Raw genomic sequence first — 20,147 nt, 5'->3', positions numbered from 1 at the left:
GGAAGAGCAGCAGCAGACGAAAGGTGGATTCACCCACAGCGACCTGAACGGAGGGGAAAGCGGCACAGAGTGCGAAGGGCAGAGCTTGATTGCGCTGAGGTGCTGACTGATAATAGCGTTATTAAGGTCGTTTTCTGACCTGGGCGTTTACCGGAGTAAAACATGAGTGATGAAGTAGTAGCACTGCCGTTGCAGTTTACCGACGCCGCAGCCACCAAGGTGAAAAACCTGATTGCCGATGAAGAGAACCCGGCGCTGAAACTTCGCGTCTATATCACCGGTGGCGGTTGCAGTGGTTTCCAGTATGGCTTTACGTTTGACGACCAGCTGAACGATGGCGATATGACAATTGAAAAGCAGGGCGTCTCACTGGTCGTTGATCCAATGAGCCTGCAATATCTGGTGGGCGGTTCGGTTGATTATACGGAAGGCCTGGAAGGATCGCGCTTTATCGTGACCAACCCGAATGCCAAAACCACCTGTGGCTGTGGCTCATCCTTCAGTATCTGATCGCGCAGGCCGTCACTCCGACGGCCTCATTTACCACTCTATTGTGACCAGCCGGTTACTCTGCTTCAGGCTTCCCTGCGATTGAATCTGACTTTGGGTTACGCGTGGCTGCGCGCTTGCCTGTCTGCCACAGTTGATTTGCGGCAAAAGCGGACCGTTAGCCGTGTTGATTTCACAGCGTGAATAGATGACAAGCCTGGCGCCTATAGAGCCATTTATCGATCCCGCAAAAGCAGATCCGGTGATCAAAAGCCCTATGGCCAGCAGCAGTGCTCTGGTCATATAAGGTTCCTGGTGTTTTAAAAAGCGCCGCGGCGCTAAAAGGACGGTGAGCATACGTGGCCCGCTCGTCTCTGGTATTGATTAACGGCAAAAAAGGCTGTTTCTTTAATCGATGCGTGGACTTATTGTGCGGGATGCAACGCGGAACAGAGTTGCTGCGCCGCCAGCAGCAGCCGCGGACCCGGCCGGCTTAACCAGTCCTCGTTAATGGCGATCACCGGCACCGTGAGCTGTGGACGCCAGAAAGCACGAATGTTCTCCGCCTGCTGTGCACCTCCGGCTATAACCACGGCCTGAGGATGGCGCATCAGCACCTGCTCACGGCTGACCTGCGGCCAACTGACGCGGCTGTCAGCAAAAATATTCCTGCCACCACATAACGTAATAACTTCATTTTGCAGCGTGGCTCTGGCGGCGGTAAAAAGCGGCTGCTGACCAAACTGCAAAAAAAGCGGAACCGCAGTCAGATGAGTATAGCGCTGTCGCAGCGCCGCTGCCTGCTGTCGTAGCGCTCTGGCCGCGCTGGCGGCCTGCTCTGGCCTGGGACTCCAGCGGCCCAGATCGGCCAGTGCCGTGAACATCTCATCCAGTGTCAGTGGATCAATCCATTTAATGGGTACGCCGAGCTGCTGCAACTGCTCAATCTGCCGCTGCGGATTACCGCCGCGCCAGGCTAAGACCAGATCCGGCTTGAGCTGCAGAATACGTTCGGCTTTGATGCCCTGCCAGTTGGCGACCTGTTCAATCTGTTTCGCCTGCGGCGGATAGTCGGACCAGGCGCTGACTGCGATCGGCGTAATCCCGGCAGCAAAGGCGAGTTCGGTAAGGTGTGGAGCGAGGGTGATAACACGCGGTGGGGAAGCGAGCAGGCTGCCGCTTAATAGCAGCAGCCAGCAGAACAGCAGCGTTTTAGCCACGCGCCAGATGCGCCAGCAGGTTCTCCACCATCAGCGACGATTGCGTCGCTGCAACGCTCAGGAATTCATCAAAGCTAAGGTGCGATTCTTTATCGGCCACGTCTGAAATCGCGCGGACCACCACAAACGACACCTGGAACTGATGACAGACGTGACCGATAGCGGTCGCTTCCATCTCAACCGCAATCGCCTGCGGGAACAGACTACGAATGCGCGCCAGCGGCTCAGCGCCATTGATAAAGGCATCACCGCTTACCACCAGACCGCGTACAGCATTCAGGTCCAGCTGCTTAATGCAGGCTTCGGCAGCCGCGATAAGCTTGCTGTCTGCCACAAACGCAGCAGGGCAACCCGCCATCTGGCCTGGCTCATAACCAAAAGCGGTGACGTCAGCATCGTGATAACGCACTTCATCTGATACCACGATATCGCCGACGCTCAGTGACGGTGCTAAACCGCCTGCCGACCCGGTGTTGATCACCACATCCGGCTTGCAGAGCTGCAGCAGCAGCGTGGTACCCAGCGCGGCAGAGGTTTTACCAATGCCCGATTTCAGCAGTGCCACTTCAACGCCCTGCAGGGTGCCGGTATAGATTTCACAACCCGCCAGTGTCAGCGTTTGACGGTTTTCAATTTTGTCACGCAGCAGTGTGACTTCCTGCTCCATCGCGCCAATAATGCCTGCTTTCATAGTGAGTTCCGCTAATGTAAAGAATCAAAATTTAGGGCATAGTCTACCATGGCATTCAGGGGATTAATTCACGAAAAAGTCAGGGGTAATTCATGTCGGCGATCAATTTCAGGAAGAAGATCAGCTTCTCACGCCCTTATAACAGCCGAAAAGATCCGGAAGGTGAATATTACATTACCCGCCATTTTGAGAGCGACCGTGGACGAATTATCAACTCGGCCGCTATCCGGCGTCTGCAGCAGAAAACGCAGGTCTTTCCACTGGAGCGCAACGCCGCCGTTCGCTCCCGCCTGACGCACTCGCTGGAGGTGCAGCAAACCGGGCGCTACATCACCAAAGAGATTCTGCAAACCCTGAAGATGCAGGGCGGGCTGGCGCAGTATGGACTGGATGAGATGGAAGGCGCGTTTGAAAGTCTGATCGAGATGGCGTGTCTGCTGCATGACGTCGGTAATCCGCCGTTTGGCCATTTTGGCGAGGCCGCCATTAACGACTGGTTTGAAGAGAACCTCTCTGCCGAACTGGTGGATCCGCTGGTAGCGGGCGTTGAAGGAGAAGAACAGCGGAAGGCTTTTGATCAGCTGAATGCCATGATCCGCCAGGACCTCTGCCATTTTGAGGGCAATGCGCAGGCCATTCGTATGGTGCATACGCTGCTGCAACTCAATCTCAGTTATTCTCAGGTCGCCTGCATCCTGAAATATACCGCACCCGCCTGGTGGCAGGGTGAAAAACCTGCCGAATTTAGCGTCTTAATGAAGAAACCCGGCTTTTATCTCTCTGAGCAGGAGTATATTGCGGATTTACGTGCTGCCACCAATATGGAAGAACACCATCGCTTTCCGCTTACCTATATAATGGAAGCGGCGGATGATATCTCCTATTGTATTGCCGATTTGGACGACGCTGTAGAAAAAGATATCTTTAATGTTGAGAGTTTGTTTGAGTTTCTCAATAAAGCCTGGGGGCCGGTTAAAAATAATGACGCCTTCAGCCGGACTATTGGTGAAGCCTGGCGCGAAGCCTGCAGTAAAAAACGGCGAAGCCGCAGCGATCAATTTTTTATGTCATTACGCGTAAATGTTCAGAGCGTGCTGGTAAGTTATGCCGTGAAACGTTTCGTTGATAATCTGCCTGCTATATTCGATGGCAGTTTCAATCACGCGCTGCTGGAAGATGAGGGTGAAGAGGGCCGGTTACTGCAACTGTTTAAAACTGTTGCGCGCCAGCAGGTCTTTAATCACTCTGAAGTCGAGCAGCTGGAGTTGCAGGGATACCGCGTAATCAAAGGGCTGCTGGAGATCTATCAGCCGCTGATGCGCCTGAACTATGAGGCTTTCACCACGCTGATAAATGAAGACTTCCTGCGTCAGCATCCGATTGAAACCCGGCTTTTTCATAAGCTTTCTGGTAAACACCGTAAAGCCTATTTGCAAAAGATGCGTACCCTTGTGGTAGAGCATAAATATCAGCGGCTGCTGTGGGAACGTTATTATCGCTTCCGGCTTATTCAGGATTATATCAGTGGAATGACCGATCTCTATGCCTGGGATGAGTATCGCCGACTGATGGCTGTAGAATAAGCCGGCGTTTGTAAAGGCCGCGAATAAATTTTTACCTTTGACTTAAACTTTTAAAGGAATTTCGCGCTAAAACATTTATCTCACCTTTCGACCACAGCAATGGTCTGAACAGTAATCTTATCGAGAAATGAAAATGAAAAAAAAGACTTTAGTGTTAAGTGCGCTGGCGTTGAGCCTGAGCATGGCGCTCGCCCCAGTTACTGTTTTTGCTGCGCAAACGGCCTCTTCCGATAGCCAGCAACTCCCTAGCCTGGCGCCTATGCTGGAAAAGGTAATGCCGTCTGTGGTCAGTATCAGCGTTGAGGGTACCACCACCGTGAAAACCCCGCGCATGCCGCAGCAGTTTCAGCAATTCTTTGGCGACAACTCGCCCTTCTGCCAGGACGGTTCTCCGTTCCAGGGATCACCCATGTGTCAGAGCGGTGACGGCGCGGGCGGTAACGGTGGCGCGCCAGGCCCTGATACCCAGCAGGAAAAATTCCGGGCTCTCGGGTCGGGCGTCATCATCAACGCTGAAAAAGGCTATGTGGTGACGAACAACCACGTGGTGAACAACGCCACTAAAATTCAGGTGCAGCTCAGCGATGGTCGTCATTATGACGCCAAAGTCATTGGTAAAGATCCCAGCTCTGACATTGCACTGATTCAGCTGAAGGACGCTAAAAATCTGACTGCTGTGAAAATCGCTGACTCCGACAGCCTGCGCGTCGGTGACTACACCGTGGCGATCGGCAACCCGTATGGTCTGGGTGAGACCGTCACCTCCGGGATCGTCTCGGCGCTGGGACGCAGCGGCCTGAACGTGGAAAACTACGAAAACTTTATCCAGACGGATGCGGCAATTAACCGGGGTAACTCCGGTGGTGCGCTGGTTAACCTTAATGGTGAACTGATAGGGATTAACACCGCTATTCTGGCGCCGGATGGCGGCAACATCGGTATCGGCTTTGCTATCCCAAGCAACATGGTTAAAAACCTGACGGCTCAGATGGTTGAGTTTGGTCAGGTGAAACGTGGCGAGCTGGGCGTGCAGGGGACTGAACTGAACTCCGAGCTGGCAAAAGCGATGAAGGTTGATGCACAGCGTGGTGCCTTTGTCAGCCAGGTGCTGCCAGACTCTGCGGCGGCTAAAGCGGGTATTAAAGCGGGTGACGTGATTGTTTCAATGAATGGCAAACCGCTGAGCAGCTTTGCTTCTCTGCGTGCGGAAGTGGGTTCGCTGCCGGTTGGCACCACACTGAAACTGGGCCTGCTGCGCGACGGCAAACCCGTTGATGTCTCGGTTACCTTGCAGCAGAGCAGCCAGGCGAAAGTGCAGTCCGCCACCATTTACAACGGCATTGAAGGGGCTGACCTCAGCAATGTTGAAACCGGTGATAAAGGTGTTCGCGTGGATAATGTGAAACCCGGCAGCGCCGCAGCGCGTATCGGCCTGAAAAAGGGTGACGTGATCCAGGGAGTTAACCAGCAGCCGGTAACCAACCTCGGTGAGCTGCGAAAAGTCCTCGACACCAAACCAGCCGTTCTGGCGCTGAATGTGAAACGTGGTGACAGCAGCATCTATCTGCTGATGCAGTAACGGTATAACAACTGTTCATGAGGCGGACTGCGGTCCGCCTTTTTTATGCCCGCCTTCCGCGCCGCCAGAGTGTGATGCTCTCCGCAAATTCGGTAAATGATTGCCCGGCTCTGTGCAGTTGCACAATGCTCTGTGCGCAACCCATGCGTATTCTGTTTCTCACCCTCTTTTCCAGGAGTAATGGATGGCTACCTATCACCTTGATGCCCGGCTGGCGCAGGATATCGTGGCACGCACCATGAAAATTATTGACAGTAATGTCAACGTGATGGATGCGCGGGGCCGGATCATCGGCAGCGGTGACCGGGAGCGTATTGGGGAGTTGCACGAAGGTGCGTTGCTGGTGCTCTCTCAGGGGCGTGTTGTCGATATTGATGAGGCGGTGGCTAAACATCTTCATGGTGTGCGGCCCGGCATTAATCTGCCGCTGCGCATCGACGGTGACATTGTCGGGGTCATTGGGCTGACGGGCGAGCCACTGGAGCTGCGACATTATGGCGAACTGGTCTGCATGACCGCAGAGATGATGCTGGAACAGGCGCGATTGCTGCATATGCTGGCGCAGGACAGCCGTCTGCGTGAAGAGCTGGTGCTGAACCTGATCCGCAGCGATACCCTGTCGCCACAACTGACTGAATGGGCACAGCGGTTGGGCATCGATCTCAATCAGCCGCGTGTGGTCGCCGTGCTGGAAGTGGACAGCGGTCAGCTCGGCGTCGACAGCGCGATGTCAGAATTACAGCAGCTGCAAACGCTGCTGACCACGCCGGAGCGCGATAATCTTATCGCTATTGTGTCGCTGACCGAAATGGTGGTGCTGAAGCCCGCACTGAATGGACATGGACGCTACGACCAGGAGGATCATCGCCGCCGCGTGGAACAGTTACTGCAGCGGATGAAAGAGAGCGGACATTTACGGATGCGTATCGCACTGGGCAACTTCTTTACCGGGCCTGGCAGCATTGCACGCTCTTACCGGACCGCACGCACCACAATGATGGTGGGCAAGCAACGTATGCCCGAGTTACGCAGCTATTTTTATCAGGATCTGGTGTTGCCGGTGCTGCTCGACAGCCTGCGTGGCGGCTGGCAGGCCAACGAACTGGCCCGGCCACTGGCGAAGCTTAAGAGCATGGATAACAACGGCTTGCTGCGACGCACGTTAATCGCGTGGTTCACCCATAATGTCCAGCCAAGCGCCACCGCGCGTGCGCTGTTCATTCATCGCAATACGCTGGAATATCGGCTAAACCGGATTTCTGAACTCACCGGACTGAATCTTGGCCATTTCGATGACAGGCTGTTGCTCTATGTGGCTTTACAGCTGGATGAGCAGGGATAGGAGCCGAATTCAGGGCATAAAAAAGGCCAGCAAAGCTGGCCTCTCTCGTCGGACAAAAAATTAACGGCTGTTACGGGTTAATTTTTCCAGATCCGATTCAATTTCAGTGATCTTGTGGGAAACCACGCTTTCCAGGTGACGCAGGTCATCCAGAATTTTGCGTTTCAGATCCACTTCAACCTGGTCACGCTGGCAAATCTGGTCCAGTTCATCGATGACATAACGCAGATTCGGGCTGATTTCCTGAACTTCTTTGTAGCCCTGGGTTGCGTGATCGGCAACAACAGTTTTGCGCTGACGCGGATATTTGAATTTGACGCTCTTTGCGAAAAACTCGCCTTTATCTTTGCGGAAGTAAATCTTCAGAATGTCGTTGTTGGCTTCCTGACGCAGGCTGTAGCGGTCAATGTCGTCCGGGTTACTGATACCTAAGCTTTTCAGATTGTCATACATAGCGTTGTTTCCATCAAAAGTGAGAAGCGCGCAGACTTGTTCATGACGTCCGTCAACTGTAGACATAAATAAGCGGGATGAACATTGCGCGACAGGATTTAACTGGCGCGGATTATGACCTGGATGAAAACTAAACGCACCAGTTAATTCGCGACGCGAAGCATGTTGTTCAGGAATAGCTGTAAAGAAAAAATGACGGGCTGCTTTCCAGCCCGTCATTTTACTCAGTCGATGGTGCGCAGCAGTTCGTTAATGCCGGTTTTACCCAGCGTCTTCGCATCCACTTTCTTCACGATCACGGCACAGTAGAGGCTGTAGCTGCCATCTTTAGACGGCAGGTTACCTGAGACCACGACGGAACCGGCAGGAACACGGCCGTAGTGGACTTCACCGGTTTCGCGGTCATAGATTTTGGTGCTCTGACCGATGTAAACGCCCATTGAGATCACTGAGCCTGCTTCAACAATCACGCCTTCAACGATTTCAGAGCGTGCACCGATGAAGCAGTTGTCTTCGATAATGGTCGGGTTTGCCTGCAACGGTTCCAGCACACCACCGATACCCACGCCGCCAGAAAGGTGAACGTTTTTACCAATCTGCGCACAGGAGCCGACAGTCGCCCAGGTGTCCACCATAGTGCCTTCATCCACGAAGGCGCCGATGTTGACGTAAGAAGGCATCAGGACCGTGTTGCGGGCGATATAAGCACCCTGACGAACAGCTGCAGGCGGCACGACGCGGAAACCCGCTTCTTTGAAACGCGCTTCATCCCAGCCAGCAAATTTCATCGGGACTTTGTCGTAGAAGCGGGTTTCTGAACCTTCCATTACCTGATTGTCATTAATGCGGAAAGAGAGCAGCACTGCTTTCTTCAGCCACTGATGCGTTACCCACTCGCCGTCGATCTTCTCAGCAACGCGCAGCTCACCGCTGTCCAGCAGGGAGATAACCTGGTTGATGGCATCGCGGGTTTCGCTGTCGACGCTGGCAGGGGTAATGTCAGCGCGACGTTCGAAGGCGGATTCAATAACGCTCTGTAACTGTTGCATATTTTTTTCCTGATCTGTCATGTGCGGTGCCGGACAACAGCCCGACACAAGTAAATAGAGTAATGTCTACAAATTGAATCTGGTCACACTTTATCGTTTGGATTAAGGGCCTCTGTCAACCGTTGTTGCAACGCTTTGCGCATTTCTTCATCCAGTGCCTGACGTTCGCTGTTGGCCAGAATAAATAAATCTTCGACCCGCTCGCCGATGGTGCTGATGCGTGCACCGTGCAGTGAGACACCCAGATCGGCAAAGACTTCGCCGACCCGCGCCAGCAGGCCTGGCTGATCCAGCGCCACCAGTTCCAGGTAGCTGCGACGGTCAGTGTGCGTTGGCAGAAAGTTCACTTCGGTATCCACGCTGAAATGCCGCAGTTTGGCCGACGGACGACGGGTACGCGGCGGCACCCAATCTGACTGAGTGATTGCCTGTTCCAGCGCCTGAATGATCATCGGATGGCGATCGGGGGAGAGCGGGCTGCCATCCGGTTCCAGCACAATAAAGGTATCCATTGCCATGCCGTCCCGGCTGGTGAAGATTTGCGCGTCGTGAACGCTGAGGTTACGACGGTCGAGTTCACCGGCCACGGCAGCAAACAGATGAGGCCGATCGGGACTCCAGATAAAAATTTCGGTCCCGCCACGGGTGGCCTGCGGGCTGACCAGCACCAGCGGTTTTTTCAGATCGTGAACCAGCAGGTGGCGGGCATGCCACGCAATCTGATTCGGCGTATGGCGCAGGAAGTAGTCCGCGCGGCAACGATTCCAGATCTGGTGCAGACGCTCTTCATCAATATTATCCATCCGCAGCAGTGCCAGTGCCTGCAGGCGATGATGACGCACCCGCTCCCGCAAATCCGGACTGTTTTCCATACCGCGTCGTAACTGCTTCTCGGTGGCGAAAAACAGCTCGCGTAACAGGCTCTGCTTCCAGCTGTTCCACAGACTTTCATTGGTGGCGCAGATATCGGCCACGGTCAGACAAACCAGATAGCGCAGCCGGTTCTCATTCTGCATCACCTCAGCAAACTGCTGGATCACCGTCGGATCCTGAATATCGCGACGCTGCGCCGTGACAGACATCAGCAGGTGATGACGAACCAGCCAGGCCACCAGTTGAGTTTCACGCGAGTTAAGGCCATGCATTTCAGCGAACTCAAGCGCATCCTGCGCGCCAAGAATAGAGTGATCGCCGCCGCGCCCTTTGGCAATGTCATGCAGCAGCGCAGCCATCAGTAACAGCTCCTGCTGCGGCAGGCGTGGCCATAACTCGACACACAGTGGATGCTGAGGACGGGTGGCTTCATTGGCGAAGCTTTCCAGCTTCTGCAGGACACGAATAGTATGCTCATCCACGGTGTAGGCATGGAACAGATCAAACTGCATCTGTCCGACGATATGACCCCACAACGGTGTATAGGCCCACAGCACGCTATGACGATGCATCGGCACCAGCGCCCGGCTCACCGCGCCGGGATGGCGCAGAATTGACATAAACGTGCGTCGCGCTTCCGGAATCTGACACAGCGGCTGTTTAAGATGTCGACGTGCATGGCGCAGGTGACGCAGGGTGGTGGAGTAGATCCCTTTGATACTGTCGTTACGTACCATCACGTAGAACATACGCAGAATCGCCTGCGGCTCGCGGGTGAACAGCGTTTCGTCGCGCAGGTCGATCAAATCACCCCGCAGCTGGAAATCGTCGTCGATAGGCCTGGGTTTTTCACTGGTGGAGAGCGCCAGAATCGCCTCATCAAACAGCTGCAGCAGCATCTGGTTCAGTTCACCGATACGCCGTGTGACCCGATAGAAATCCTTCATCATGCGTTCGACCGGCTCATTGCCTTCGCCCTGGTAATTCAGGCGCTGCGCCACACTGAGCTGGCGATCGAATAGCAGGCGGTTATCGTAGCGGGGGAGGGAAAGATGCAGGGCAAAGCGGATGCGCCAGAGAAACTCCTGACATTCGTTGAGTTCGCTGCGCTCAGCGTCAGTGAGGAAACCAAAGCCGACCATCTCATCCAGGGTAGTGGCACCAAAATGGCGTCGGGCAACCCACTGCAGCGTATGGATGTCTCGCAGGCCACCGGGACTGCTTTTGATATCCGGCTCGAGGTTATAACTGGTGCCGTGATAACGCTTGTGGCGCTCCTGCTGCTCATCAATTTTGGCGGCGAAAAAGCGGGATGAGGGCCAGAAACCGTCGCTGAAGATATTTTTCTGCAGTTCCAGAAACAGCGCCACATCGCCAGTCAGCATCCGTGATTCGATCAGGTTGGTGGCGACGGTCAGATCAGACAATCCCTCCAGCAGACACTCTTCCAGCGTGCGGACGCTGTGGCCCACTTCCAGTTTAAGATCCCACATCAGCGTTAAGAGATCGCTGGTGCGTTGCGCAGCCTGTTCATCCAGCGGCTGGCGGCTGAGGATCAGAACATCGATATCAGAGAGCGGATGCAGTTCGGCACGGCCATAGCCGCCAACGGCGACCAGCGCGGTAGACGGCATTTCATCAAAGCCAAAGAAGCGCCACAGGCGACGCAGCAGCCGATCAATAAACAGCGTGCGGGCATCGATCAGCGGCTCAACGGGTTCACCGGCATCAAACGCGGCAGCCAGATGTTGCTGAAACAGCTCCAGCCTCGGCTTCAGAATGTCGCGGGTCAGCTGGTCGTCACCCCATTCGGCTGGCGAATCAACCAGACCGTTTTTCACATCTTCCGACAGACTCACGCTCATGCAGCTCTTCTCTTTTTTAGCCAAAAAAAAGCCGGCTCAGCGCCGGCTTGATCTGTTTTGGGGGAATTACCCTTCGGCGACGAGCACAGCGGGCAGCGCGTCGTCTTTGCGCAGGGTTAAAATCTCACAGCCGTTTTCCGTCACCACAATAGTATGCTCATACTGCGCGGACAAGCTGCGATCTTTGGTTTTTACCGTCCAGCCATCTTTCATGGTGCGGATGCGGTAATCCCCGGCATTGACCATCGGTTCTACTGTAAAGGTCATACCCGCCTGTAACACGACGCCGCTATCATCGGCATCGTAATGCAATACCTGAGGCTCTTCGTGGAACCCCTTGCCGATGCCGTGACCGCAATATTCGCGTACGACAGAGAAGTCGTTTGCTTCAACATACTTCTGAATGGCACGACCCAACACGCGCAGGCGGATGCCGGGCTTAATCAGACGCAGGGAAAGATAGAGGCTCTCCTGCGTGACGCGGCACAGGCGCTCACCCTGAATAGTGGGTTTACCAACAATAAACATCTTTGAGGTATCACCGTGGTACTCATCTTTAATGACGGTGACATCGATATTGACGATATCGCCATCTTTCAGAGGGCGATCGTCACTGGGAATCCCGTGACAAACCACTTCATTCACCGAGATGCAGACTGATTTCGGAAAACCGTGATAGCCAAGGCAGGCAGAGACGGCCTGCTGCTTCTGCGTGATGTGTTCGTGGCAGATACGGTCCAGCTCGCCGGTGGTGACACCCGGTTGAACATGAGGCTCGATCATCTCCAGCACTTCGGCGGCCAGTCGGCCCGCGACGCGCATTTTTTCGATTTCTTCAGGGGTTTTGATTGAAATTGCCATTAAATTAATCCGCAGTTGTCGAAATTTTCGACAATAATAAGGTCTGTGCTGTCATGTTAGCAGCCAGCAAATGGGCTGCCAAATAGAGAACGCGCTGGCGCTCATCAGTGATCATTTATTGGCGTCCCATGGTGGTTTGTGGTATAAAGCGCGCCGACGATTCTCTGTATGGCTGTTTCGGTCAGCAGGAAACGCATAACTCTCATTATGTGTAATAAAACACACATGTATCGACACATACGCCGGGGTGCCTTGAAAGAGGTCGGTCGTATGGGATACATGGAGGCCCAACCCCAATCAAACTTTAGAGGTTTTATCATGGCAACTGTTTCCATGCGCGACATGCTCCAGGCTGGTGTTCACTTCGGTCACCAGACCCGTTACTGGAACCCAAAAATGAAGCCATTCATCTTTGGTGCACGTAACAAGGTTCACATCATCAACCTGGAAAAAACTGTACCTATGTTCAACGAAGCTCTGGCTGAACTGAACAAGATCTCTTCCCGTAAAGGTAAGATCCTGATCGTAGGTACTAAGCGCGCTGCTGCCCAGGCAGTAAAAGAGTCTGCACTGAGCTGCGACCAGTTCTTCGTAAACCACCGCTGGTTGGGTGGCATGCTGACCAACTGGAAAACCGTGCGTCAGTCAATCAAGCGTCTGAAAGATCTGGAGATTCAGTCTCAGGATGGCACTTTCGACAAACTGACCAAAAAAGAAGCGCTGATGCGTGCGCGTGAGCTGGCCAAGCTGGAAAACAGCCTGGGCGGTATCAAAGACATGGGCGGTCTGCCAGACGCACTGTTTGTTGTTGATGCTGATCACGAACACATCGCAATCAAAGAAGCAAACAACCTGGGTATCCCGGTATTTGCTATCGTTGATACCAACTCAGATCCAGATGGCGTTGATTTCGTTATCCCAGGTAACGACGATGCGATCCGTGCTGTAAACCTGTACCTGACTGCCGTTGCGACTACCGTTCGCGAAGGCCGCTCTCAGGACCTGGCTGAGCAAGCTGAAGAAGCGTCTTTAGAAAACGCTTAATTAAGGTTTGCTCTGCATAAGAGCCCTTAGCATTCAGATGTGATCTGTAAGGGGCCTATACTGGCCCCTTTATTTTATCTAAGTCTGTCACGCCCCCAACCGGACGGCGGGACAGAGTAAATTTTCCGCAAATAAGTGTCTGCTGGTGCAAACGTACTCAGGCACGAACCGAGGATTCTGGAATGGCTGACATTACCGCTGCATTGGTAAAAGAACTGCGCGAGCGTACTGGCGCTGGCATGATGGATTGCAAAAAAGCGCTGACTGAAGCGAACGGCGACATTGAGCTGGCGATTGAGAACATGCGTAAGTCTGGCGCAATCAAAGCAGCGAAAAAAGCAGGCAACGTTGCTGCTGATGGCGTAATCAAAACCAAGATCGTTGGCGACTACGGCGTGATTCTGGAAGTGAACTGCCAGACTGACTTCGTTGCAAAAGATGGCGGTTTCCAGGCGTTCGCAGACAAAGTTCTGGAAGCGGCTGCCGCTAATCGCGTTACCGACGTTGAAGTTCTGAAAGCGCAGTTCGAAGAAGAGCGCGTTGCACTGGTTGCTAAAATCGGTGAGAACATCAACATCCGTCGCGTTGCAATCCTGGAAGGCGCAGAGCTGGGCAGCTACCTGCACGGCGCACGTATCGGCGTTCTGGTTTCAGCGAAAGGCGCTAACGAAGATCTGATCAAACAGATCGCAATGCACGTTGCAGCAAGCAAACCTGAATTCGTTAAGCCAGAAGACGTTTCTGCTGACGTGGTTGATAAAGAGTACCAGGTTCAGCTGGACATCGCGATGCAGTCTGGCAAGCCAAAAGAGATCGCAGAGAAGATGGTTGAAGGCCGTATGAAGAAATTCACCGGCGAAGTCTCTCTGACAGGTCAGGCTTTCGTTATCGACCCAAGCAAAACCGTTGGCCAGGCTCTGAAAGAGCAGGGCGCTGACGTGATTAACTTCATCCGCTTCGAAGTGGGTGAAGGCATCGAGAAAGTTGAGTCTGACTTCGCTGCAGAAGTTGCAGCAATGTCCAAACAGTCTTAATGCTTTGAAAGAACCGCCATCCGGCGGTTCTTTTTTGTCTGTGAATCGCAACAGACACGTTTTCAGTTTCATCCCAATAGCATTTTCTTTGCGGTAAGCGGATGATCGATCAGAATTTACTTCTCCTTTACACCCAATCTTCCAGGAAGAACTGACCATGGCGACCAACGCAAAACCTGTTTATCAACGTATCCTGCTTAAACTCAGCGGCGAAGCTCTGCAAGGCGCTGAAGGTTTTGGTATCGACGCGAGTGTGCTTGACCGCATGGCACAAGAGGTAAAAGAGCTGGTTGAACTGGGCATCCAGGTTGGCGTAGTGATTGGCGGAGGGAACCTGTTCCGTGGCGCAAGCCTGCAGCAGGCAGGGATGAACCGCGTCGTGGGTGACCACATGGGTATGCTGGCAACCGTGATGAACGGCCTGGCGATGCGTGATGCACTGCACCGCGCCTATGTGAACGCACGCCTGATGTCAGCGATTCCACTGAATGGCGTCTGCGACAACTACAGCTGGGCAGAAGCGATCAGCCTGCTGCGTAACAACCGCGTGGTGATTTTCTCCGCCGGTACCGGTAACCCGTTCTTTACCACCGACTCTGCGGCGTGTTTGCGCGGCATTGAGATTGAAGCGGACGTGGTGCTGAAAGCGACCAAAGTTGACGGCGTCTACTCTGCCGACCCGGTGAAAAGCCCGGACGCAACGCTTTATGAGCAACTGAGCTATGCTGAAGTACTGGATAAAGAGCTGAAAGTGATGGATCTGGCGGCCTTTACCCTGGCGCGTGACCACAAATTGCCTATCCGTGTTTTCAACATGAATAAACCTGGCGCACTGCGTCGTGTAGTGATGGGTGAAAAAGAAGGGACTCTGATTACGCATTAATACCCGAGGCGAGATAAAATAAGGTATATTCTGTCAGCGCGATGAGAATGCATCGCGCACCAGTCAGGATTATCGATGATTATCGATCCCGCTTCCGGTTATGCCGGAACTGGCCAGGTCAAACCGAATCCAAGGGTTTCAACGTGATTAACGACATCAAAAAAGATGCTGACACGCGCATGGAAAAATGCGTTGAAGCATTCAAAACTACCATCAGCAAAGTGCGCACCGGTCGTGCTTCACCTTCGCTGCTTGACGGCATCGTCGTCGAATATTACGGCACGCCGACGCCACTGCGTCAGCTGGCTTCTGTCACTGTGGAAGATTCACGCACGCTGAAAATCAACGTGTTTGACCGTTCACTGAGTCCGGCAGTCGAAAAAGCGATCATGAAGTCTGATCTCGGTCTGAACCCTAGTTCAGCCGGTACCGACATCCGTGTTCCGCTGCCTGCCCTGACAGAAGAGCGTCGTAAAGATCTGATTAAAATCGTGCGCGGCGAAGCCGAGCAGGGCCGTGTGTCGGTACGTAACGTCCGTCGCGATGCCAACGATAAAATCAAAGCGTTGCTGAAAGATAAAGAGATCAGCGAAGACGACGAACGTCGTGCGCAGGATGAAGTGCAAAAAATGACCGATGCGTACATCAAGAAAGTTGATGCCGCACTGTCTGAAAAAGAGTCGGAGCTGATGGATTTCTAATCCCATCACTGCCGGACAAAACGCCGTACAGAGAGGTATTCGTATGAATGCGACATCTGGCGGCGTTTTACATTGTGCCTGAGGGCACGCTGACTTCACACGGATAGCCTCATGAAGCGATTAACTCTGCTGGGATCCACCGGCTCGATCGGCACCAGTACGCTGGCAGTGGTTCGCGCCAACCCGGCGCTTTATCAGATTACTGCGCTGGTCGCTGGCCACAATGTGGCGCTGATGGCCGAACAGTGTGCGGCTTTTACGCCGCGCTACGCCTGCATGGCAGATGAGGCATCCGCCGCTGCGCTGCGTGAGCGACTGAGAGCAATCAGGATCGATACTGAAGTGCTCTCCGGCGTTCAGGCAGCCTGTGAGCTGGCTGCGCTGGATGACGTGGATCAGGTGATGGCGGCAATTGTCGGCGCATCCGGTTTGCTGCCGACGCTGGCAGCCATTCGCGCCGGAAAAACGGTGCTGCTGGCCAACAAAGAATCGCTTGTCACCTGCGGCCGTTTGTTTATGGAGGCGGTGCGTCATCATAACGCGCAGTTACTACCAGTCGACAGTGAGCATAACGCCATTTTTCAGAGTTTACCGGCTACCATCCAGCATCAGTTAGGTTACGCTGACCTGCGGGATAATGGCATTGAGTCGATTATCCTTACGGGATCGGGTGGTCCTTTTCGTGACACAGATTTAGCTGATCTTAGCGCCATGTCGCCGGATCAGGCCTGTGCACATCCGAACTGGTCGATGGGGAGAAAAATCTCTGTTGATTCGGCCACCATGATGAATAAAGGTCTTGAGTACATTGAAGCCCGTTGGTTGTTTAATGCCAGCGCAGCGCAGATGGAAGTGATACTTCACCCACAGTCGGTGATTCACTCCATGGTGCGATACTGCGATGGCAGCGTGCTGGCTCAGTTAGGTTCTCCCGATATGCGTACGCCTATTGCCCACAGCATGGCCTGGCCATCGCGCATCAATGCAGGTGTGACGCCGCTGGATTTTACCCGCATGTCGGCGCTCTCTTTTGCAGAACCTGACTTTAGTCGCTATCCCTGTCTGAAACTGGCCATTGATGCCTGTGAGGCAGGGCAGGCGGCGACCACCACGCTAAATGCTGCCAATGAGGTTGCCGTCGCGGCTTTCCTGAATCACCAGATCCGCTTCACCGACATTGCCGCGCTTAATAGCGCAGTGATGGCGGCACAAGTGTGTCCGGAGCCGGATTCGGTGGACGCTGTCCTTGACATCGATCGCACTGCGCGCGCGCTGGCAACAGAAATGTTGCCGCGCTTCACGTCGTGAAACCGATCGTTATGAGGCCATTTGTTCGCTTCAGGTGAAAATGGTATAGTCGCTGGCTCGCGTTTCACGGTCTGTCACCGAATTCGGTGTGGCCCGGCACTAAGCGTGTGTCGGGATTTGAATCGGGCGCAATGTATTCAGAAAACACAGCATTTCTGATGAAAGGAATTGGTTAAGCGTTATGTCGTCTAACAATCACAACAACACTGATGACCAGCAGGGAAACGGTCCGCGCCACGTCGCTATCATCATGGATGGCAATGGTCGCTGGGCCAAAAATCAGGGAAAATTGCGTATTTCAGGCCACAAAGCCGGTGTTAAATCGGTGCGTCGTGCCGTCAGCTTTGCGGTCAATAACAATCTTGAAGCCCTGACGCTTTATGCCTTCAGTAGTGAAAACTGGAGCCGTCCTGCGCAGGAAGTCACCGCGTTAATGGAACTGTTTGTCTGGGCACTCGACAGTGAAGTAAAGAGCCTGCATAAACACAACGTTCGCTTACGTGTCATTGGCGATACCAGCCGTTTCAGCCCCCGCATTCAGGAACGTATTCGTCGTTCTGAGACCCTGACTGCAAATAATACCCGTCTGACGCTCAACATTGCTGCCAACTATGGCGGCCGTTGGGATATTATCGAAGGCGTGAAAAAACTGGCTGAACAGGTTCAGGAAGGATTACTGCGACCTGACCAGATTACCGAAGAGAGCCTGACGTCGCAGCTCTGCATGCAGGAGCTGGCGCCAGTGGATTTAGTGATAAGGACCGGGGGAGAGCATCGGATTAGCAACTTCCTGCTGTGGCAGATTGCCTATGCTGAATTCTATTTTACCGATGTGCTCTGGCCGGATTTCGATGAACACGTTTTTGAAGGTGCACTGAATGCATTCTCTCTGCGGGAGCGTCGTTTTGGCGGCGCTGCACCAGGCGGCGCCTGAGCAATCTGGGGGTAACCTTTGCTGAAGTCTCGTCTTATTACCGCGTTGATATTAATTCCGCTGGTAATAGCTGCACTATTCTGGTTACCGCCTGTTGGCTTCGCCCTGACAACGATTGTTATCTGCATGCTGGCAGCCTGGGAATGGGGTCAGTTTGCAGGCATGGCATCACGGCAACAGCGTGTCTGGCTGGCTGTACTTTGTGGTCTGTTGCTGGCGCTGATGCAGTTTACGCTGCCACCTTATCAACACACGGTGCATCTGCCACAGATTGCGACATCGCTTTGGGCGTCGCTGGTGTGGTGGGTCGCGGCACTGCTGCTGGTGCTTACCTATCCCGCTTCCGCGGCTTTCTGGCGTCATTCGCGTCCACTTCGCTTACTGTTTGGCGTATTAACGCTCGTGCCCTTTTTCTGGGGCATGGTGGCGCTGCGCCAGTATCACTATGAAACCGACCACTTCGCCGGAGCCTGGTGGCTGCTGTTTGTGCTGCTGCTGGTGTGGGGAGCGGATTCCGGTGCTTATATGTTTGGCAAGATGTTCGGCAAGCACAAGCTGGCGCCGAAAGTCTCACCAGGCAAAACCTGGGAAGGCTTCCTGGGCGGTCTGGTTTCATCGGCGCTGATTGCGCTGCTGTTTGCCACGCTGGCGCCGCTGACGGTCTCCACCGGTACGCTGGTGATTTGCGCGGTTATCGCGACGCTGGCCTCTGTTCTGGGTGACCTCACCGAGAGTATGTTTAAACGTGAAGCGGGCATTAAAGACAGTGGTAATCTGATTCCCGGTCATGGCGGCATGCTTGATCGTATTGATAGTCTGACTGCGGCGGTGCCGGTGTTTGCCTGTTTATTGCTGCTGGTGTTCCGCACCCTTTAAGGACAGGCAAAGATGTTGAGCATAATCTGGAGTTTCTTCGCCTTTATCGTTGCGCTGGGCGTGTTGATTACCGTGCATGAGTTTGGCCACTTCTGGGTCGCTCGTCGCTGTGGTGTCAAAGTTGAGCGCTTTTCCATTGGATTTGGTAAGGCGCTCTGGCAGCGCCGTGACCGCCACGGCACCGAATTTGTCATCGCGCTGATCCCGCTCGGCGGCTACGTTAAAATGCTCGACGAACGCGTCGAAAGCGTGCCCGCCGAGTTGCGTCATCAGGCTTTTAATAACAAAGCCGTCTGGCAACGCGCCTCCATTATTGCGGCAGGGCCTGTCGCTAACTTTATCTTTGCCATCTTTGCCTACTGGGTTGTGTTTATTCACGGCGTACCAGGTGTACGCCCGGTAATCGGTGAAATTTTAAACGGTTCGGTCGCTGCAGAAGCGCAAATTACGCCCGGCATGGAACTTAAGGCTGTTGACGGTATCGAAACGCCTGACTGGGATGCTGTGCGTATGGCGCTGGTGGGTAAAATCGGCGATAGCAGCACCACGTTAACCGTGGCCCGATTTGGCGAAGATACAACCCAGCAGAAGCAGCTGGATTTGCGTAACTGGCAGTTTGAGCCTGATAAGCAGGATCCGGTCGTTGCTTTAGGGATTCAGCCACGCGGTCCGCAAATTGAGACCACACTGGCAGAAGTGCAGGCGAACTCGCCAGCGAGTGAAGCCGGTTTGCAAGCAGGCGACAGGATCGTTAAAGTCGATGGTCAGCCATTATCGCAGTGGCAGACTTTTGTCACGCAGGTCCGGGATAATCCCGGTAAAAGCATGGCGCTTGAAGTGGATCGCGGCGGTGAATCAATTGCGCTGACGATGACGCCAGAAGCGAAAAATGGCAGTAAGGCGGGCTTTGCGGGAGTGATTCCGCGTATCGTCCCGCTGCCAGAAGAGTACAAGACGGTAAGGCAGTATGGCGCATTTGCGGCAATCGGTGAGGCCAGTGTAAAAACCTGGCAATTGATGAAGCTCACTGTTTCCATGCTGGGCAAGTTAATAACCGGTGATGTGAAGCTGAACAACCTGAGCGGGCCAATTTCGATTGCGCAGGGTGCAGGATTGTCAGCTGAGTACGGGTTGATTTACTACCTGATGTTCCTGGCGTTGATTAGCGTCAACCTGGGCATCATCAACCTGTTCCCTTTGCCGGTTTTAGATGGTGGGCACTTGCTCTTCCTTGCGATCGAAAAGATCAAAGGTGGACCGGTGTCCGAGCGAGTTCAGGACTTTAGTTATCGCATCGGTTCGATTTTACTGGTGCTGTTAATGGGGCTTGCACTTTTCAATGATTTCTCACGTTTGTAACCG

At 53.8% G+C, this 20,147-nt stretch carries 19 protein-coding genes; 12 read left to right on the top strand and 7 right to left on the bottom strand.

Annotated elements, in window-relative coordinates; genetic code table 11:
* The first annotated feature begins 162 nt into the window (after positions 1 to 162).
* The gene (gene erpA, locus NP77_RS01255; RefSeq protein ID WP_008925625.1) at positions 163 to 510 is read left to right on the top strand and encodes an iron-sulfur cluster insertion protein ErpA; all 348 of its coding nucleotides are present in this window, start codon (positions 163 to 165) and stop codon (positions 508 to 510) included.
* Positions 511 to 540: 30 nt separating this feature from the next.
* Here erpA and NP77_RS01250 read toward each other — a convergent pair whose 3' ends face one another.
* From NP77_RS01250 to mtnN, 3 genes are all read right to left on the bottom strand, one after another.
* On the bottom strand, positions 541 to 792 hold the full coding sequence (locus tag NP77_RS01250; protein WP_008925626.1) for a hypothetical protein: 252 nt from the start codon (positions 790 to 792) through the stop codon (positions 541 to 543).
* A 122-nt stretch (positions 793 to 914) separates the two neighbouring features.
* Positions 915 to 1,709, bottom strand: coding sequence for a vitamin B12 ABC transporter substrate-binding protein BtuF (btuF, locus tag NP77_RS01245; protein ID WP_008925627.1), 795 nt, complete (start codon positions 1,707 to 1,709; stop codon positions 915 to 917).
* The gene (mtnN, locus tag NP77_RS01240; protein WP_039658723.1) at positions 1,702 to 2,400 is read right to left on the bottom strand and encodes a 5'-methylthioadenosine/S-adenosylhomocysteine nucleosidase; all 699 of its coding nucleotides are present in this window, start codon (positions 2,398 to 2,400) and stop codon (positions 1,702 to 1,704) included. The genes btuF and mtnN overlap by 8 nt, the downstream gene beginning before the upstream one ends.
* Before the next feature lie 92 nt (positions 2,401 to 2,492).
* Between mtnN and dgt the strand changes: the two genes are divergently transcribed.
* The 3 genes from dgt (at position 2,493) to NP77_RS01225 (ending at position 6,904) form a co-directional block, all read left to right on the top strand.
* On the top strand, positions 2,493 to 3,983 hold the full coding sequence (gene dgt, locus NP77_RS01235) for a dGTPase (RefSeq protein ID WP_008925629.1): 1,491 nt from the start codon (positions 2,493 to 2,495) through the stop codon (positions 3,981 to 3,983).
* Between the two features lie 133 nt (positions 3,984 to 4,116).
* Positions 4,117 to 5,562, top strand: coding sequence for a serine endoprotease DegP (gene degP / locus NP77_RS01230; RefSeq protein WP_008925630.1), 1,446 nt, complete (start codon positions 4,117 to 4,119; stop codon positions 5,560 to 5,562).
* A 184-nt stretch (positions 5,563 to 5,746) separates the two neighbouring features.
* Positions 5,747 to 6,904 carry a CdaR family transcriptional regulator gene (locus tag NP77_RS01225; protein ID WP_039658721.1) on the top strand — a complete coding sequence of 386 codons (1,158 nt, stop codon included), beginning with the start codon at positions 5,747 to 5,749 and terminating at the stop codon, positions 6,902 to 6,904.
* A gap of 60 nt (positions 6,905 to 6,964) precedes the next feature.
* On the opposite strand, the gene NP77_RS01220 is transcribed toward NP77_RS01225, so the two are convergent.
* The 4 genes from NP77_RS01220 to map form a co-directional block, all read right to left on the bottom strand.
* Positions 6,965 to 7,357 (bottom strand): DUF3461 family protein, encoded by a 393-nt coding sequence (locus tag NP77_RS01220; protein ID WP_008925632.1) that lies wholly within the window; start codon positions 7,355 to 7,357, stop codon positions 6,965 to 6,967.
* 224 nt (positions 7,358 to 7,581) lie between these two features.
* On the bottom strand, positions 7,582 to 8,406 hold the full coding sequence (gene dapD, locus NP77_RS01215) for a 2,3,4,5-tetrahydropyridine-2,6-dicarboxylate N-succinyltransferase (protein WP_008925633.1): 825 nt from the start codon (positions 8,404 to 8,406) through the stop codon (positions 7,582 to 7,584).
* 83 nt (positions 8,407 to 8,489) lie between these two features.
* Positions 8,490 to 11,144 (bottom strand): bifunctional uridylyltransferase/uridylyl-removing protein GlnD, encoded by a 2,655-nt coding sequence (gene glnD / locus NP77_RS01210; protein WP_039658720.1) that lies wholly within the window; start codon positions 11,142 to 11,144, stop codon positions 8,490 to 8,492.
* 66 nt (positions 11,145 to 11,210) lie between these two features.
* The gene (gene map / locus NP77_RS01205) at positions 11,211 to 12,005 is read right to left on the bottom strand and encodes a type I methionyl aminopeptidase (protein ID WP_039658718.1); all 795 of its coding nucleotides are present in this window, start codon (positions 12,003 to 12,005) and stop codon (positions 11,211 to 11,213) included.
* 318 nt (positions 12,006 to 12,323) lie between these two features.
* Between map and rpsB the strand changes: the two genes are divergently transcribed.
* The 8 genes from rpsB (at position 12,324) to rseP (ending at position 20,144) form a co-directional block, all read left to right on the top strand.
* The gene (gene rpsB / locus NP77_RS01200; RefSeq protein WP_008925636.1) at positions 12,324 to 13,049 is read left to right on the top strand and encodes a 30S ribosomal protein S2; all 726 of its coding nucleotides are present in this window, start codon (positions 12,324 to 12,326) and stop codon (positions 13,047 to 13,049) included.
* A gap of 182 nt (positions 13,050 to 13,231) precedes the next feature.
* Entirely contained in the window at positions 13,232 to 14,083 is an 852-nt protein-coding gene (tsf, locus tag NP77_RS01195) for a translation elongation factor Ts (RefSeq protein ID WP_008925637.1), read from the top strand.
* A 157-nt stretch (positions 14,084 to 14,240) separates the two neighbouring features.
* Positions 14,241 to 14,966, top strand: a complete 726-nt coding sequence (gene pyrH, locus NP77_RS01190) for a UMP kinase (protein WP_003852654.1) — start codon at positions 14,241 to 14,243, stop codon at positions 14,964 to 14,966.
* Between the two features lie 143 nt (positions 14,967 to 15,109).
* Positions 15,110 to 15,667, top strand: a complete 558-nt coding sequence (gene frr / locus NP77_RS01185; protein ID WP_003852653.1) for a ribosome recycling factor — start codon at positions 15,110 to 15,112, stop codon at positions 15,665 to 15,667.
* A gap of 111 nt (positions 15,668 to 15,778) precedes the next feature.
* Positions 15,779 to 16,975 (top strand): 1-deoxy-D-xylulose-5-phosphate reductoisomerase, encoded by a 1,197-nt coding sequence (gene ispC / locus NP77_RS01180; RefSeq protein WP_008925638.1) that lies wholly within the window; start codon positions 15,779 to 15,781, stop codon positions 16,973 to 16,975.
* A 181-nt stretch (positions 16,976 to 17,156) separates the two neighbouring features.
* The gene (gene ispU, locus NP77_RS01175) at positions 17,157 to 17,909 is read left to right on the top strand and encodes a (2E,6E)-farnesyl-diphosphate-specific ditrans,polycis-undecaprenyl-diphosphate synthase (RefSeq protein WP_003852651.1); all 753 of its coding nucleotides are present in this window, start codon (positions 17,157 to 17,159) and stop codon (positions 17,907 to 17,909) included.
* Positions 17,910 to 17,927: 18 nt separating this feature from the next.
* On the top strand, positions 17,928 to 18,785 hold the full coding sequence (cdsA, locus tag NP77_RS01170) for a phosphatidate cytidylyltransferase (protein ID WP_033743116.1): 858 nt from the start codon (positions 17,928 to 17,930) through the stop codon (positions 18,783 to 18,785).
* A 12-nt stretch (positions 18,786 to 18,797) separates the two neighbouring features.
* Positions 18,798 to 20,144: a sigma E protease regulator RseP gene (gene rseP, locus NP77_RS01165; protein ID WP_039658714.1), complete on the top strand. Its 1,347-nt coding sequence runs from the start codon at positions 18,798 to 18,800 to the stop codon at positions 20,142 to 20,144.
* Positions 20,145 to 20,147 lie beyond the last annotated feature (3 nt).

This window comes from Pantoea sp. MBLJ3 (genome assembly GCF_000816655.1).
Taxonomy (GTDB): Bacteria; Pseudomonadota; Gammaproteobacteria; order Enterobacterales; family Enterobacteriaceae; genus Pantoea; species Pantoea eucalypti.
The sequence above is the reverse complement of the archived record's forward strand: the minus strand, read 5'-3'. Positions and strand labels throughout refer to the sequence as shown.

Bases quoted from the DNA above. Each gene is read 5' to 3' on its own strand.
- rseP (WP_039658714.1), top strand. From the start codon at position 18,798: ATGTTGAGCATAATCTGGAGTTTCTTCGCCTTTATCGTTGCGCTGGGC.
- erpA (WP_008925625.1), top strand. From the start codon at position 163: ATGAGTGATGAAGTAGTAGCACTGCCGTTGCAGTTTACCGACGCCGCA.
- dgt (WP_008925629.1), top strand. From the start codon at position 2,493: ATGTCGGCGATCAATTTCAGGAAGAAGATCAGCTTCTCACGCCCTTAT.
- glnD (WP_039658720.1), bottom strand. From the start codon at position 11,144: ATGAGCGTGAGTCTGTCGGAAGATGTGAAAAACGGTCTGGTTGATTCG.
- pyrH (WP_003852654.1), top strand. From the start codon at position 14,241: ATGGCGACCAACGCAAAACCTGTTTATCAACGTATCCTGCTTAAACTC.
- NP77_RS01220 (WP_008925632.1), bottom strand. From the start codon at position 7,357: ATGTATGACAATCTGAAAAGCTTAGGTATCAGTAACCCGGACGACATT.
- rpsB (WP_008925636.1), top strand. From the start codon at position 12,324: ATGGCAACTGTTTCCATGCGCGACATGCTCCAGGCTGGTGTTCACTTC.
- ispC (WP_008925638.1), top strand. From the start codon at position 15,779: ATGAAGCGATTAACTCTGCTGGGATCCACCGGCTCGATCGGCACCAGT.
- dapD (WP_008925633.1), bottom strand. From the start codon at position 8,406: ATGCAACAGTTACAGAGCGTTATTGAATCCGCCTTCGAACGTCGCGCT.
- degP (WP_008925630.1), top strand. From the start codon at position 4,117: ATGAAAAAAAAGACTTTAGTGTTAAGTGCGCTGGCGTTGAGCCTGAGC.
- ispU (WP_003852651.1), top strand. From the start codon at position 17,157: ATGTCGTCTAACAATCACAACAACACTGATGACCAGCAGGGAAACGGT.
- tsf (WP_008925637.1), top strand. From the start codon at position 13,232: ATGGCTGACATTACCGCTGCATTGGTAAAAGAACTGCGCGAGCGTACT.
- map (WP_039658718.1), bottom strand. From the start codon at position 12,005: ATGGCAATTTCAATCAAAACCCCTGAAGAAATCGAAAAAATGCGCGTC.
- NP77_RS01225 (WP_039658721.1), top strand. From the start codon at position 5,747: ATGGCTACCTATCACCTTGATGCCCGGCTGGCGCAGGATATCGTGGCA.
- NP77_RS01250 (WP_008925626.1), bottom strand. From the start codon at position 792: ATGACCAGAGCACTGCTGCTGGCCATAGGGCTTTTGATCACCGGATCT.
- mtnN (WP_039658723.1), bottom strand. From the start codon at position 2,400: ATGAAAGCAGGCATTATTGGCGCGATGGAGCAGGAAGTCACACTGCTG.